Origin of the sequence: Klebsiella sp. Lac1, assembly GCF_009825425.1 — a bacterium.
Taxonomy (GTDB): Bacteria; Pseudomonadota; Gammaproteobacteria; order Enterobacterales; family Enterobacteriaceae; genus Klebsiella; species Klebsiella electrica.
In genome coordinates this window covers 183,760-197,911 of record NZ_VJZJ01000004.1, presented here as the reverse complement: position 1 = coordinate 197,911, position 14,152 = coordinate 183,760, and the positions used below count along the sequence as shown (strand labels likewise).

11 protein-coding genes are annotated in these 14,152 nt (G+C 58.7%); 4 read left to right on the top strand and 7 right to left on the bottom strand.

What is annotated here, in order from left to right; translation table 11 throughout:
- Positions 1-149: 149 nt before the first annotated feature.
- Positions 150-1,643 carry a M16 family metallopeptidase gene (locus FNY10_RS23445; protein ID WP_160704246.1) on the top strand — a complete coding sequence of 498 codons (1,494 nt, stop codon included), beginning with the start codon at positions 150-152 and terminating at the stop codon, positions 1,641-1,643.
- 54 nt (positions 1,644-1,697) lie between these two features.
- Here the strand turns inward: FNY10_RS23445 and FNY10_RS23440 are convergent, their stop codons facing one another.
- Positions 1,698-2,627: a sugar kinase gene (locus FNY10_RS23440; RefSeq protein WP_141963131.1), complete on the bottom strand. Its 930-nt coding sequence runs from the start codon at positions 2,625-2,627 to the stop codon at positions 1,698-1,700.
- A 194-nt stretch (positions 2,628-2,821) separates the two neighbouring features.
- Here FNY10_RS23440 and FNY10_RS23435 point away from each other — a divergent pair, with 194 nt between their 5' ends.
- Entirely contained in the window at positions 2,822-4,873 is a 2,052-nt protein-coding gene (locus tag FNY10_RS23435; RefSeq protein WP_160704248.1) for an AsmA family protein, read from the top strand.
- Positions 4,874-4,917: 44 nt separating this feature from the next.
- Here the strand turns inward: FNY10_RS23435 and FNY10_RS23430 are convergent, their stop codons facing one another.
- The 3 genes from FNY10_RS23430 to FNY10_RS23420 form a co-directional block, all read right to left on the bottom strand.
- Positions 4,918-6,240: an MFS transporter gene (locus FNY10_RS23430; RefSeq protein WP_160704250.1), complete on the bottom strand. Its 1,323-nt coding sequence runs from the start codon at positions 6,238-6,240 to the stop codon at positions 4,918-4,920.
- Between the two features lie 269 nt (positions 6,241-6,509).
- Positions 6,510-7,541, bottom strand: a complete 1,032-nt coding sequence (gene yhjD, locus FNY10_RS23425) for an inner membrane protein YhjD (RefSeq protein ID WP_100683006.1) — start codon at positions 7,539-7,541, stop codon at positions 6,510-6,512.
- A gap of 107 nt (positions 7,542-7,648) precedes the next feature.
- The gene (locus tag FNY10_RS23420) at positions 7,649-8,548 is read right to left on the bottom strand and encodes a LysR family transcriptional regulator (RefSeq protein ID WP_160704252.1); all 900 of its coding nucleotides are present in this window, start codon (positions 8,546-8,548) and stop codon (positions 7,649-7,651) included.
- Positions 8,549-8,667: 119 nt separating this feature from the next.
- Between FNY10_RS23420 and FNY10_RS23415 the strand changes: the two genes are divergently transcribed.
- Positions 8,668-9,426 carry an SDR family oxidoreductase gene (locus FNY10_RS23415; protein ID WP_160704254.1) on the top strand — a complete coding sequence of 253 codons (759 nt, stop codon included), beginning with the start codon at positions 8,668-8,670 and terminating at the stop codon, positions 9,424-9,426.
- A gap of 42 nt (positions 9,427-9,468) precedes the next feature.
- Here FNY10_RS23415 and FNY10_RS23410 read toward each other — a convergent pair whose 3' ends face one another.
- The 3 genes from FNY10_RS23410 to FNY10_RS23400 all read right to left on the bottom strand — a co-directional run bounded on the left by FNY10_RS23410 (position 9,469) and on the right by FNY10_RS23400 (position 13,126).
- Entirely contained in the window at positions 9,469-10,008 is a 540-nt protein-coding gene (locus tag FNY10_RS23410) for a GNAT family N-acetyltransferase (protein WP_131049192.1), read from the bottom strand.
- A 68-nt stretch (positions 10,009-10,076) separates the two neighbouring features.
- A complete protein-coding gene (locus tag FNY10_RS23405) occupies positions 10,077-11,729 on the bottom strand; it encodes an alpha,alpha-trehalase (RefSeq protein ID WP_131049191.1) in 1,653 nt (550 codons plus the stop codon).
- Positions 11,730-11,977: 248 nt separating this feature from the next.
- On the bottom strand, positions 11,978-13,126 hold the full coding sequence (locus FNY10_RS23400; RefSeq protein ID WP_131049190.1) for an iron-containing alcohol dehydrogenase: 1,149 nt from the start codon (positions 13,124-13,126) through the stop codon (positions 11,978-11,980).
- A gap of 122 nt (positions 13,127-13,248) precedes the next feature.
- Between FNY10_RS23400 and FNY10_RS23395 the strand changes: the two genes are divergently transcribed.
- The gene (locus tag FNY10_RS23395; protein WP_131049189.1) at positions 13,249-13,872 is read left to right on the top strand and encodes a glutathione S-transferase family protein; all 624 of its coding nucleotides are present in this window, start codon (positions 13,249-13,251) and stop codon (positions 13,870-13,872) included.
- The last annotated feature ends 280 nt before the right edge of the window (positions 13,873-14,152 follow it).

Sequence of the window (14,152 nt, the reverse complement as noted above, 5' to 3'; positions counted from 1 at the left end):
GCAGGGGAATGATACTAAATGATTATTTTACGTCTCCGTGCGACATTTTTATCTCCGCGTGGTCTAACCGACGTACTTTGCTCACCATCTTTTTTGGCAGCCCGTGCGCGGGTTGCTTTTGTAACCAGGAATGTTCATCAGGGGTTCACATGCAGGGCACAAAAATTCGACTGTTAACGGGTGGTTTGCTGATGATGGCAGCAGCCGGTTATGTGCAAGCAGAAGCGCTCCAGCCGGACCCGGCCTGGCAACAGGGGACTCTCGCTAATGGACTTCAGTGGCAGGTTTTAGCCACGCCGCAGCGCCCTAGCGATCGTATTGAAGTCCGTCTGTTCGTCAATATTGGCTCGCTGAGTGAAAGCACTCAGCAGAGCGGCTTTAGCCACTTTATCCCTCGTCTGGCGCTGACCCAGAGCGGCAGTCTGCCGACAATGCAGGCGCGTTCGCTATGGCAGCAAAGCATCGACCCCAACCGTCCGATGCCGCCCGCGATTGTCTCGTATAACTACACCATGTTTAATCTTAGCCTGCCGAATAACCGCAATGATCTGCTGAAAGAGGCGTTGAACTGGCTGTCGGATACCAGCGGCAAGCTGGTCGTGACGCCGGAATCGGTGAACCATGCCCTGCTGGGGGAAGACATGGTGGCGACCTGGCCGCTGGACACCAAAGATGGCTGGTGGCGCTATCGTCTGAAAGGCTCCACGATGCTGGGCCATGATCCTGGCGCCGCGCTGAAAAAACCGGTCGATATCGCGCAGCTGAAGGCGTTCTACCAGAAATGGTATACCCCGGACGCCATGACGCTGATCGTGGTGGGTAATGTCGACAGCCGCGGCGTGGCAGAGCAGATCAACAAGACCTTCGGCGAGCTGAAAGGCAAACGCGAAACGCCGGCGGCGGTGCCGACGCTGGCGCCGCTCCCGACCAGGCCTGTGAGCATCATGACCAGGACGGTGCGTCAGGACAAGCTGTCGATCATGTGGGATTCCCCGTGGCAGCCGATTCGCGACTCGGTGGCCCTGCAGCGCTACTGGCGTGACGACCTGGCGCGCGAAGCGCTGTTCTGGCATGTGCAACAGAGCCTGAGCAGGAGCAACGCCAAAGACGTGAACCTCGGCTTTGATTGCCGGGTGCTGTATCAGCGCGCCCAGTGCGCCATTAATATTGAATCCCCGGGCAACAAACTCAACGCAAACCTGACCACCGTCTCCCGCGAGCTGGCGAAGGTACGTGATAACGGCTTGCCGGAAGAAGAGTTTGATGCGCTGATTGCGCAGAAAAGCCTGGAGCTGCAAAAGCTGTTTGCCACCTATGCGCGCACCGATACCGACATTCTGATTAGCCAGCGTATCCGTTCGTTGCAAAACCAGGTGGTGGATATCGCGCCGGAGCAGTATCAGAAGCTGCGTCAGGAGTTTCTGGACTCTCTGACCGCGGATATGCTGAACCAGTATCTGCGCCAGCAGCTGTCGCAGGATATGGCGCTGGTGCTGCAACAGCCGCAGGGTGAGCCGGAATACAATATGAAGGATCTGAAGGCGACATGGGAAAGGCTGATGGCGCCAGCTCCGGCTGCGGCAACCAGCGGCGGCGCGGCTGAAACGCGTAACGACGCTTCGGATATTCCCCCAGCGCAGTAAGTCGTTCACGGCCCGGAAATGTCTCCGGGCCGTGGCGTGAAGCCCCTTCCGGGATTACTGCGGCATCGCGTCGCGCGGGATAATCGCCCCACGATACTGAATGACCGTGCTGGCCGTCAGGTGGCCGCGTCTGGCGGCAGACTCCGCATCGCCACCGGTCAGACGCACCGCCAGATAGCCGGCGCTAAACGAATCGCCCGCCGCGGTGGTATCCACTACGCGCTCTTTTGCCAGCTTCACGGCCGGTACCTCCAGCAGCGGCTGCCCGGCGATCGCAACCAGGCATGAATCCGCGCCGCGCTTGACCACCACCTCTTGCACACCTGCGGCATGAGTACGGGCAATTACCTCCTCGACCGGCTTTTCACCCCACAGCGCATCTTCGTCATCCAGCGTCAGGAAGGCGATATCGGTGCAGGCCAGCATGTGTTGATAGACCTGGCGGGTCTCTTGCTGGCTGGCCCACAGACGTGGACGGTAGTTATTATCAAAAATGACCTTCCCGCCGTTGGCGCGGCATGCGCCCAGCAGCGTCAGCAGCTTGTTACGGCTGGCCGGGCTGAGGATAGCCAGGCTGATTCCGCTGAGATAGAGATAGTCAAAGGTGGCCAGCTCTTCGCAGATTGCGTCAGCCTGCTCGCTCTCCAGCCAGAATTTTGCCGCTGCCTCGTTGCGCCAGTAGTAAAACGTGCGCTCGCCGGTATCGTCGGTTTCGATGTAGTACAGGCCGGGTAAACGATCGGCCATGCGTTGAATCAGGGTGGTGTGGACGTTCTCTTGCTGCCAGGCGTCCAGCATCTGCTGGCTGAATCCATCCGTACCCAGCGCGGTAACGTAGTGGACGGCGAGCGCGTCGGCGTCGGTCTGACGCGCAATATAGACGGAAGTGTTTAAGGTATCGCCGCCAAATCCGCGGTTTACCGCCGCGTTTTTCTCTGACAGCTCAATCATACATTCGCCAATGACGGCAATTTTTTTAGACATAATCATGACCTGAGATGGAATCGAATGAGCGCTAGTGTGCGCCGGGCTGTTTTTATGGTCAATTATATTAAAACAATGTTCCATTATTTTTTTGACCTGACGCGTGGAATGTGACGAAAAGCGCATTTGTCAGAGCAAGATGGGCTTTTCGACTATATTCAGGACTGACGAGACGCAAAAGGAGCGGAGAGGGAATGACCAGAACCCGTAAAACGATTGCCATTATCTCGGGAACGATACTCGTCGCGATCGTTCTGTTGTTCATCGTGCTGGCGACTTTTGACTGGAATCGCCTGAAACCGGCGATCAACCAGAAGGTCTCAGCCGAGCTGAATCGTCCGTTCGCGATTCGCGGCGACCTCGGCGTTGTCTGGGCGCGCCAGCCTGATGAGCGCGGCTGGCGGCGCTGGATCCCCTGGCCGCACCTCCATGCCGAAGATATCGTCCTCGGCAACCCGCCGGCTATCCCTCAGGTCACCATGGTGCATCTGCCGCGGGTCGAAGCCACCCTGGCGCCGCTGGCATTGCTTACCAGAACCGTTTATCTGCCGTGGATTAAGCTGGAACAGCCCGATGCCCGCCTGATCCGGTTGTCGGAAAAAAACAATAACTGGACCTTTACGCTGGCCTCCGACGCCACTGCTACCGAACGGCCCGCCTCTTCCGGCTGGTCTTTGCGCCTGGATAATATTCTGTTCGATCGCGCGCGGATCGCCATTGATGACAAGGTGACGCGCGCGGATATCACGATCCAGGTCGATCCGCTCGGCAAGCCGCTGCCCTTCAGCGAGGTCAGCGGCGAGAAGGGCAAAGAGGGGGCGCCAGCAGCCGGAGACTATATTTTTGGCCTGCAGGCGAAGGGGACCTATCACGGGCAGCCGCTTCAGGGCAGCGGTAAAATCGGCGGTATGCTGGCGCTGCGCAGCGAGGGGCAACCGTTCCCGCTGCAGGGGGACTTTCGCTCCGGCAGTACTCGGGTCGCCTTTAGCGGCACGGTCAGCGATCCCCTCAATCTCGGGGGCGTGGATCTGCGCTTGCAGTTCTCCGGGGCGTCGCTGCGCGACCTGTACGAGCTGACCGGGGTGGTGCTGCCGGATACGCCGGCCTTCTCGACCGACGGCCACCTGCGAGCCACTTTCCAGGGGGCGAACGGCGCGCGTTTCGCCTACCGTGATTTTAACGGTCGTATTGGCGAGAGTGATATCCACGGTTCCTTAACCTACAGTACCGGCAAACCGCGGCCGAAGCTGGAGGGCGATGTCGCTTCACAACAGCTGCGGCTGGCGGATCTCGGCCCGCTCATTGGCGTGAATGCGGGCACAAAAGCTGCCGCAAGCGAGCAGCGTAAAGGCACGGCTTCGCCGCAGCCTGCCGGGAAAGTGCTGCCGTACGATCGCTTTGACACCGATAAATGGCAGCTGATGGACGCCGATGTACGCTTTAAGGGCGGGCGGATTGAGCACGGCGGCACCTTGCCAATTAGCGACCTTTCTACCCATGTGTTGCTTGAACGGGGCGATCTGCGCCTGCAGCCGCTGCGCTTTGGCCTGGCGAACGGCACCATTGCCGGCAGCGTCCATCTGCAGGGCAATAAAAAACCGCTGCAGGGAGAAGCCAGTCTGCAGGCGCGGCGTCTGAAGCTGAAGGCCCTGATGCCGAAAGTCGAGATGATGCAGAAGACGCTCGGGGAGATGAATGGCGACGTACAGCTACGTGGGAGCGGTAACTCGGTGGCGGCGCTGTTGGGCAACAGCAACGGCAATCTGAAGCTGCTGATGAACGACGGTCTGATTAGCCGTAACCTGATGGAAATCCTCGGCCTGAACGTCGGTAACTATGTTATCGGGCAGATATTTGGCGATGATGAGGTCCGGGTGAACTGCGCGGCGGCGAACATCAATGTGACGAACGGCGTGGCGCGGCCGCAGATTTTTGCCTTTGATACCGAAAATGCGCTGATTAACGTCACCGGCACTGCCAGCTTCGCTACGGAACAGCTCGACCTGACCATCGACCCGGAGAGTAAGGGGGTGCGTATTATTACCCTACGCTCTCCGCTGTACGTGCGCGGGACCTTTCAATCGCCGAATGCCGGAGTGAAGGCTGGCCCGCTGATTGCGCGCGGCGCGGTAGCGGCGGCGCTGGCAACATTAGTCACGCCGGCGGCAGCGCTGCTGGCGCTGGTATCGCCAGCGCAAGGGGATGCGAATCAGTGTCGGGAGATTTTAGCGCAGATGAAAAAGTAAAGCGTAAGAAGCGTACCCGGCGCATCGCGCCGGGCAGCAAGGGACTACAGCGACTGATGGCGCGTTTCGTGGGTCAACAGCAGCGCAATCAGCGTCAGCCCGGCCATGGCCGCGAGGTAGAGGCCGACCGCCATCAGGCCATAATTACCCTGTAGCCAGGCGGCAATATACGGCGCGACGGAGGCGCCGAGAATCGACGACACATTATACGAGAACGATGCGCCGGTGTAGCGAACTTCCGTCGGAAACAGCTCCGGCAGCAGCGCGCCCATCGGACCGAAGGTCAGCCCCATCAGGCTCAGGCCCAGCAGCAGGAAGGCGAAGACGAGCGCCGGCTGGCCGGAGCCCAGCAGCGGTTTAAAAGCGAACAGCGCAAAGAGGATGATCAGCGAGGTAATCACGATCATGCTCTTACGGCGACCAAACGCATCGGCCAGCAGACCCGCCACCGGCACCATCACGCCGAAGCCAATCACCGCCATCATCAGCATCCACAGCACTTCATTACGCGGCAGGCCGAGACCCACCGGCGCAGCGCCGGTACTGAAGGTCATGGAATAGACGGTCATGATATAGAACAGGGTATAGGTCGCCAGCATGATAAAGGTACCGAGGACGGTGACGCGCACATGCTTTGTCAGCAGGGTACCCAGCGGGATTTTGACCTGTTTCTTCGCGGCGGCGATTTTGGCGAACACCGGCGTCTCGTGTAGCGACACGCGCACATACAGCCCGATAATCACCAGTACGGCGGAGAAGATAAACGGTACGCGCCAGCCCCATGCCATAAACTGCTCGTCGGTCAGCAGCCAGGAGAGCAGCAGGAAGGTGCCGTTGGCGAAGAAGAAGCCGATTGGCGCGCCCAACTGCGGGAAAGAACCGTACAGCGCGCGCTTGCGCGGCGGGGCGTTTTCGGTCGCCAGCAGCGCCGCGCCGCCCCATTCACCGCCCAGCCCCAGACCCTGGCCGAAGCGCGCCAGCGCCAGCAGCATCGGCGCAAGAATACCAATGCTCTCGTAACCGGGCAGCAGGCCGATAACCACCGTGGAGATCCCCATAGTCAGCAGCGAAGCGACCAGCGTGACCTTACGGCCGACGCGATCGCCGAAGTGGCCGAATAAGGCGGAACCAATCGGACGGGCAATGAAGGCAATGGCGAACGTCGCCAGCGACTGTAGCGTGGCTGCGGCCGGGTCACCCTGCGGGAAGAAAATATGCGGGAAGACGATCACCGCGGCGGTGGCATAGATATAAAAGTCGAAGAACTCAATAGCGGTGCCGATAAGGGAGGCGACGACGACTTTATTGCGCGAGTTAAACGGAGCAGTTTCCTGGGTCTTGTCGAGTGTGCTGGCTGTGGCTTGCATAGATCTTTCTTATTTTTAGCGAACGAAAGGCCATATAGCCACAGCAAAAGGGACATTTCAATCTGTAACAGAGCGCGCGAGAGGCGAAAAAATGGTCAAAAAGCGGATAATTTGCGTGCTGGAAAAATAACTTCTATGAAATGCTTCACATAAATAAAATTATAGTAGATAAAACCAATATTTGGTTAAATAAAAGTTACATGTTGGATTTATCTGCTGAAATGATGATTCGGGCTGAATTTTGTCCCTTTCTTCAGCCCGATACGGCATCAATCGTGGACTTTGCCCGGCATGCGACGGTCATCCTTGTAGTCGGCCGTGGCTATCCACGCCGCGCAGAACAGCGTCAGGCGGGCGAAAAAATAGAAGAAGGCCATCAGGCCTAATACGGAGCCAAAGGCGGCGCCGGAAGGCGATTTCACCAGCGCGGGCAGTGTCCAGGTCATGATCATTTTTATGATTTCAAAACCGATAGCCGCAATCAGGGTACCGCGAATCAGCGCTTTGCGCCGCGGGCGGTGGCGCGGCAGACGCCAGAAGATCCAGAAAAACAGCAAATAGTTGGCGAAGATGGAGATAGCGAGGCCGATCAGTCGCCAGGCCGGTTGCAACCATTCAATATTATCGAGATAGAGCGCGGAGATGATCATCTGCTGCGCGGAACCGGCGACGGAGGTTATCGATAACGTCACCACCAGCGCCACCAGCAGGCCGATCAACGAGATAAAATCGCGGAAGTATTTCATCCAGATCTTTTCCTGGTCCTGCGGCGCTCGCTCCCAGACATCGCGCGACTGGGCGCGAATCGCCTCCCGCAGGTTGCCCATCCAGTTAATACCGGAATAGAGCGCGACCAGCAGACCGACCAGGCCAACGGCGGTACGTTGCTGGATGGCGGTATTAATGGTGTTTTTAAGGGTGGCGGCCAGCGTGGGGTCGCTGACATTCAGCAGGATTTTATCGAAAATATCCTGCAGCAGCGTCGGGTGCCAGGCCAGCACAAAACCGGCGGCGGCGAAGGAGACCATCAGAATCGGGATCATCGACAGAAACGAGAAGTAGGTGATGGCCGCGCCGAACTGGTTTCCCATCCTGTCGTTAAAGCGTTCGGCGGCGCGCAGCAGGTGCGCAATAATCGGGTTCCGCTGGACTTTTTCTGCTGTTCCGGTGACGGTTTTTAACGCCTGATTCGCCTTCTGCGCTACGGCAGAGTCGTTGATGGCGGCCAGTGGGCTTTTGCTTTTTTCCGGCGGCTGGCCCGGATCCTGGGTCGGGCGTTTGGCGTCGTTTTCCGATGTCATGAGTAATTTCTTCCTTTCTTTACAGCGAGATTCTTCAAAATTATATACGTAAAATCCTTCATAGACCTGCGAAGCGTCCAGACGCCGTCGGTAAAGGGCGGCATCGCTTAATCGACGTACTCTTTCATCACGCTCCCCAGCCACTCCATGAACAGATGTACCCGGCGGGAAAGGTTGCGTCGGTGCGGATAGATTAACGATACCGGCAGCGGTTCCGCGCGGTACTGCGGCAGGATGTCAATCAGCTCGCCGGTACGCAGCGCCTCGCGGACGCCGGTGCGCGGAACCTGGATAATGCCCAGCCCGGCCAGGCAGGCGGCCTGATAGGTTTCCGTGCTGTTAACGGTGAGCGTACCGCCGGTTTTCACCCACTGGACGACGCCATCTCTCATCACCTCAAACCCCAGCGGGCGGGCGCCGGGAGTACTGGCATAGTGGATCAGGGCGTGATCGGCCAGATCGTCGAGCGTGGTCGGGTAGCCGAAGCGTGATAAATAGTGCGGGCTGGCGCAGTTAATTTGCGTCAGCTTACCCAGCGGGCGGGCGATCAGGCCGGAGTCTTTCAGCGTACCGACGCGCACCACGCAGTCAAATCCCTCGCGAATCACATCCACCAGCCGGTCGCTACTGCTCAGCTCCAGCTCGATACCCGGGTACTGCTGCAAAAAAGCCGGCAGGCGCGGAATGATCAGTTTCCTCGCCAGTCCGACCGGCATATCCACCCGCAGGCGACCGCTGATGGTCGCCGGATCGTGCTGAAACATGCCGTCCAGTTCATCGAGGTTGCTGAGCAGGTCCCTGGCGCGTTCGTAATAGACCATTCCGTCGTGGGTGAGCTGTACCCGGCGCGTGGTGCGGTGCAGCAGGCGCACGCCGAGATGGTTTTCCAGCGCCTGAACCTGGCGCGAGACGCTCCCTTTCGGCAGGCTTAAGGTTTCGGCGGCGCGGGAAAAACTCTCCAGCTCCGCGACGCGGATGAACAGCTGCATTGCGTGAATTTTATCCATACCGAAACTCTATTATTGTTAATACTGGAACAGTAAAACGTAATTTAGCGCATTTATTGTTTTACTGGCAGCTAATAAGCTCTTTAACCAGACAAACGCAACTGAGAAAGGGCTTTCTGATGACACAACGTATCGCTTTAGTGACCGGCGGCAGCCGTGGACTGGGAAAAAATGCAGCGCTGAAGCTGGCAGAGAAGGGAACCGATATTATTCTCACCTGGCACAGCAACCCGCAGGCTGCCCAGCAAGTAGTGGATGAAATTGAGCAACAAGGGGTAAAAGCGGCGGCATTGGCATTGAACGTCGGTGATACGGCGAGCTTTGACACTTTCGCGCAGAATGTGGCTCAGCTGCTGCAACAGCGCTGGCAGCGCGACACCTTTGATTATTTATTAAACAACGCCGGAATCGGTTTAAACGTCCCCTTTGCTGAGACCAGCGAAGCACAATTTGATGAGCTGATGAACATTCAGTTTAAAGGCCCGTTCTTCCTGACCCAGCGCCTGCTGCCGCTTCTGGCGGATAAGGGACGTATCCTTAACGTGTCGAGCGGGCTGGCCCGTTTCGCGCTGCCGGGCTATGCCGCCTATGCGGCGATGAAAGGGGCGATGGAGGTGTTGACCCGCTATCAGGCGAAGGAGCTGGGCGCGCGCGGGATTTCCGTCAACATTATCGCGCCAGGGGCGATAGAAACCGATTTTGGCGGCGGAATGGTGCGCGATAATGCTCAGGTTAATCAGCATATTGCGGCGCAAACGGCGCTGGGACGGGTCGGGTTGCCAGATGATATCGGCGATGCGATTGCGGCATTGTTGAGCGATGACCTGAGATGGATGAACGCGCAGCGCGTGGAAGTTTCCGGCGGCATGTTCCTGTAATCGTAACCGCCTCTCCCGCTGCGAAGAGGCGTTGCGTCCCGCTTATAGGTTCAGCGTGTGATAATCGCGACGCAGCAGGCCAAACAGCCAGTCATTATGCCAGCGTCCGTTCAGCCAGTAGCATTCGCGCAGCTCACCCTCCTGCAGGAAACCGGTTTTCTGCAGCAGATTTCGCGACGCTAAGTTTCCGGCGGTGACCGTGGCGGTCAGTCTACGCACGCCTCCGGTGCTGAAGGCAAAATCACAGAGCGCGCGCAGGGATTCATAACCATAGCCGCATCCCTGCGCGGTCGGAGTAAATAAAAAACCCACTTCGGCACAACCGCCTTCATGGTGCTGGTAGCCGGTCAGCCCCAGCGGTATGCGGGTTACCCTGTCGCGCACGACCAGGCTCAGCCACTGTTTTGCCCCTGGCGACCACGGTAAAATACGCGAATCGAAGGCCTCGCGTATTTCAGACAGTGGGCGTGAATCGGCGATATACAGCATCACCTGCGGATCTCTTTGCAGAGCGAGAAAAAAAGACCAGTCCTCCTGCTTCAGCTGTGAACAGTGCAGCCGTGGCGTAAGCAATTCGGTCATGAAAACAATTCCTGCGAAGTGAGATGCTATGACCATAGCAGGACATGAATGGTCGGAACAGCACCTGGTTATAAGGGTTCCCCGTACAGTCCTATCAGCCGACGCGCCACGCCGTTGGTCCAGCCGAAGCCATCCTGTAACGGATATTCGCCGCCGCCGCCTTCGTGGGCCACCCCGCCGGCGATATGATACTTCTCAATCAGCTTATGGTGCTGCTTGTAAAAATGGTTCACCGTTTGCAGCCAGCTGTGGGCAATTTCGTCGCCGAGCGGGTCCTGGCCGTACAGTTTAAACCCCTGGATCGCCATCCACTGTAGCGGCGCCCAGCCGTTGGGCTTATCCCATTGTTCGCCGCTGTCATATTCGGTGGCCATGATGCCGCCGGGGGTCAGCAGACGAGCACGTACCGCATCGGCGAGTCGGTCTGCCTGTTGGTGCGTGGCCATGCCGACATACAGCGCGACGATGCTGGCGGCGGAAAAGAGCGCCTGCTGTTCGCGTCGCCAGTCGTAATCACGAAAACAGCCGCCCTCTTCATCCCATAAATAGCGGTTTACCGCTGACCGGCGATCGCTGGCCTTCTGGCGAAAGGCCGCCTCCGTTTCCCGGTCGCCTTTCAGGCCGGAAAGATTGGCGATGGTGTTTTCCAGTTTGAACAAAAAGGCGTTTAAATCGATCGGAATAAACTGGGTGGTACGGATGCTCGCCAGCCGGGTGATATCACGCAGCCAGCGGCTGGAATAGTCCCAGCCGGAGGCCGCGCCGGCGCGCAGGTCACGGTACACCTCGTTGGCCGGGCGGCCAGAGTGTCTTGCCGTTTCGACATCTTCCCGCCACGATTCATCCCGCGGCGTATCGCGGTCGTCCCAGTAGCGATTGAGTAACGAGCCGTCCGGCATACGCACCGTGTGGCGATAGGCCTGGTTGGGGATCAATGAGTCAGCGCCGTCCATCCAGAACTGGTACTCCAGCTTCAGATGATCGAGGTAGCGCCGCGCGCCGCGCACGCCATCCTCCTCAAACAGCTCTACCATCAGGGCAAACACCGGCGGCTGCGAGCGGCTGAGATAGTAGGTGCGGTTGCCGTTGGGAATATGGCCGTAGGTCTCAATCATCCACGCGAAGTTGTCCGCCATACATTTCAGCAGGTCTTCGCGGCCGCTTTCCGCCAGCCCCAGCATCGTGAAGTAGGAGTCCCAGTAGTAGGTTTCGCTAAAGCGTCCGCCGGGCACGATATAGGACTGCGGCAGCGCCAGCAGCGATGACCAGGGAATATGATCCTGCGGCTCGCGGGTGAGAACGGGCCAGAGGTTATCGATATGCTCTTTCAGCGATAGCCGGGGATCGGACACGTAGTCGTCAGTGCGGTTGTCCGGCATCCAGAAGTGCTCTTCAACAAACTGGCGCAGGTCGAATCCTGGCTGGTGCTTCACCCGCCGGTAGTGGATCAAGATATCCAGCGGATCCTGCTTTGGCGCGCAGTCGGGGAAGGTTTTACTGTCGGCGAAGATCCGCGATTTCTGCACGTGGGTAAACAGTTCCAGATAGCGGTCGGCAGGCGTCAGAGCATCAGAGGCCGGCAGGCCTTCGATGATCTCCGGCTCCGGTTCGGCATCGAACATTTCATCCAGTTTTAACTCATACGGATCGGCTTCATAGCACAGATCGCGCTCGATCTTCGGTTTATCGCCATTATCGTTGCGTAATATCTGGCTGGACATCGTGATATGGACCTCCGGATCGCGTCAGTTCAGGGCGCCGGGCCTCTCCCGGCCTGACTATTAAGCGTAGTCACTCGCTTCGGTGTCTGGAAATAAAAGTGTGCGTCAGGTCACGATTTTTAACGGTGCATTGACGTGCCAGGATTATTAATTTATTGATTTTTTTAAAGTAAATTGCCCCGAAGCAAAGAGAGAAATTCGGAGCAATCGTTTTGCAACAAAATCTAATACTGCCGGGTAGAGCGGCGTTACTCCCACGCCGCTTCCAGCATCTCCAGCAGCTGCTCGCTATCCAGAGGCACCGGATTCGCTTTCATTGAGGAGGAGCTGCTGGCTGCCAGCGCCGCAGGCTCCAGGGCCTCGTGCGGCACGCCCAGTTCGCGCAGATTCCCCAGCCCGGCGCCGCGGCTCCATTCGCGCAGGCTATCCCAGGCGGTCGCCGGCTCGACGTCAAGCCCGTCCGCCAGCCACTGGCGGACTTCAGCGAAGCGCCCGCGGATAGCCCTGTTGCTGACCTGTGACTCATTGAGCGCCAGGCCGTAAGGCAGCAGGCTGCCGCAGAGCGCGCCATGGGAAGCATTGCTCAGCCCCCCCAGCGGGCCAGCCAGTCCATGAATGACGCCAAGACCGGCATTGGCCAGCGCCAGGCCGCCGCACAGACTGACCCAGGCCATCTCATCGCGGCTGTCCGGGCACTCTTTTTCCATCAGCGTGCGCAGCGCTTTGATTCCCCGTGGAATAGCGGCCCGGCAAAGCGCATCGGTAAAAGGATTGGCGCGGGTACAGAGCCAGGGCTCAATGAGCTGGGTTATCGCGTCAAGGCCGGAGCCGAGCGTCACCGCGCGCGGAGCGTTGTCGGTCAGCGCCGGGTCGACGATGGCCAGGTCCGGCAGCATCCGATCGTCGCGCAGGCTGACTTTCCGCCGCTGCTGCGTGACGTTGATCACCGCATTTTTCGTCACTTCTGCCCCGGTACCGGCGGTGGTCGGGATGGCGACAAACGGCAGCGGATGCGCTTCGGGTATCCGGCCATTGCCCACCACTTCCAGATAGTCAACGATCGGCCCCGATGCCGGCACCAGCGCGGCGATAGCCTTGCCGGCATCGATAACGGCGCCGCCGCCAAGGCTCAGGACGGCGTCGATGGCATGCTCGCGCGCCAGACGCACCCCCTGCTCAATATCTTCCAGCGTCGGTTCATGGGCAACGGCGAGTGTGACGACCGCCAGATGATGCGCGCGCAGTTCGGCCAGCAACAATGCGGCCCGCTGCGGGCTGGCGCCGTGGACCAGCAGCACTTTCGCGGCGCGCTGGGCCAGCCAGGGGGCGGCGCTCCCGGCAAGACCCCGGCCAAAACGGATGTTGCCCGGAGTGAAAACAGTAAACGGAGTCAGCATGGCGGGTTCCCTGTGTCAGCAAAAAAGGCTGCAATCAACTATACACATTATCCGGCAGGCTGCCTCTTTGTCGCCGGATAGAGTAGGGTGGAAGTCACGTTCCTTCGCTTAAGGATGTCACGATGCTAAAAATACTGGGCAAACGCTCATCAATTAACGTGCGTAAAGTGTTATGGACCTGCGATGAAGTCGGTCTGACTTATCAGCAGGAGGATTACGGCAGCGGTTTCCAGCCGGTCGATACCGCCGAATTTCGTGCCCTGAACCCAAACGCCCTGGTGCCGGTGCTGCTGGACGATGATTTCGTGCTGTGGGAGTCAAACAGCATCTGCCGCTATTTGACGCGTAAAGCCGGGCGTGAGGATTTGCTACCGGTTACGCCACAGGGAGCAGCGGATATCGAGCGCTGGATGGACTGGCAGGCCACGGAGTTTAACAATGCCTGGCGCTATGCTTTTATGGGCCTGGTGCGCAAAGATCCGCGTTTTCAGGACCCGACGGCGATGAAGGAGAGTATTGCCGCCTGGACCCGCTGCGTACAGATCGTGGAATCACAGCTGCAACGTACCGGCGCATGGATAGCCGGCCCGCAGTTTACGCTGGCGGATATCGTCCTGGGTCTGTCGGTGCACCGCTGGAAAATGACGCCGTTTGCCCATCCGGAGCTGCCGGCGGTTGAGCGCTGGTACCGGACGCTCAATCAGCGACCGGCGTTTATGCGGCATGGCAATAATGGTACCGCCTGAGGGCGAAGGTAAAGATGGCCGGACGGGCGTCATTGCGCGGATGATTTCAGCCTGTTCGCTTTGCAATGATCGTTGACAGCCGCTACGATCCCGGCGTCTTTAATTCCCCTCATTGGTTTCAGTACCACAGGAAGGTATGGTTTGAACAGGCAGTTGAGCCCTGTGCTATTGGCGTCTCTGCTGCTTGTAGGATGCTCCGGAACACTCTCGCAAATGAGCGCCCCCTCTGAGGCAACCGCGCTGGTCGGGCGGAGTTTCACTGCTACGGCGTGACCGACGC

Excerpts from the sequence above, each read along its gene's own strand:
- yhjD (WP_100683006.1), bottom strand. The coding sequence starts at position 7,541 with ATGACATCGGAAAACGACGCCAAACGCCCGACCCAGGATCCGGGCCAG.
- FNY10_RS23440 (WP_141963131.1), bottom strand. The coding sequence starts at position 2,627 with ATGTCTAAAAAAATTGCCGTCATTGGCGAATGTATGATTGAGCTGTCA.
- FNY10_RS23415 (WP_160704254.1), top strand. The coding sequence starts at position 8,668 with ATGACACAACGTATCGCTTTAGTGACCGGCGGCAGCCGTGGACTGGGA.
- FNY10_RS23400 (WP_131049190.1), bottom strand. The coding sequence starts at position 13,126 with ATGCTGACTCCGTTTACTGTTTTCACTCCGGGCAACATCCGTTTTGGC.
- FNY10_RS23445 (WP_160704246.1), top strand. The coding sequence starts at position 150 with ATGCAGGGCACAAAAATTCGACTGTTAACGGGTGGTTTGCTGATGATG.
- FNY10_RS23420 (WP_160704252.1), bottom strand. The coding sequence starts at position 8,548 with ATGGATAAAATTCACGCAATGCAGCTGTTCATCCGCGTCGCGGAGCTG.
- FNY10_RS23395 (WP_131049189.1), top strand. The coding sequence starts at position 13,249 with ATGCTAAAAATACTGGGCAAACGCTCATCAATTAACGTGCGTAAAGTG.
- FNY10_RS23435 (WP_160704248.1), top strand. The coding sequence starts at position 2,822 with ATGACCAGAACCCGTAAAACGATTGCCATTATCTCGGGAACGATACTC.
- FNY10_RS23405 (WP_131049191.1), bottom strand. The coding sequence starts at position 11,729 with ATGTCCAGCCAGATATTACGCAACGATAATGGCGATAAACCGAAGATC.
- FNY10_RS23410 (WP_131049192.1), bottom strand. The coding sequence starts at position 10,008 with ATGACCGAATTGCTTACGCCACGGCTGCACTGTTCACAGCTGAAGCAG.
- FNY10_RS23430 (WP_160704250.1), bottom strand. The coding sequence starts at position 6,240 with ATGCAAGCCACAGCCAGCACACTCGACAAGACCCAGGAAACTGCTCCG.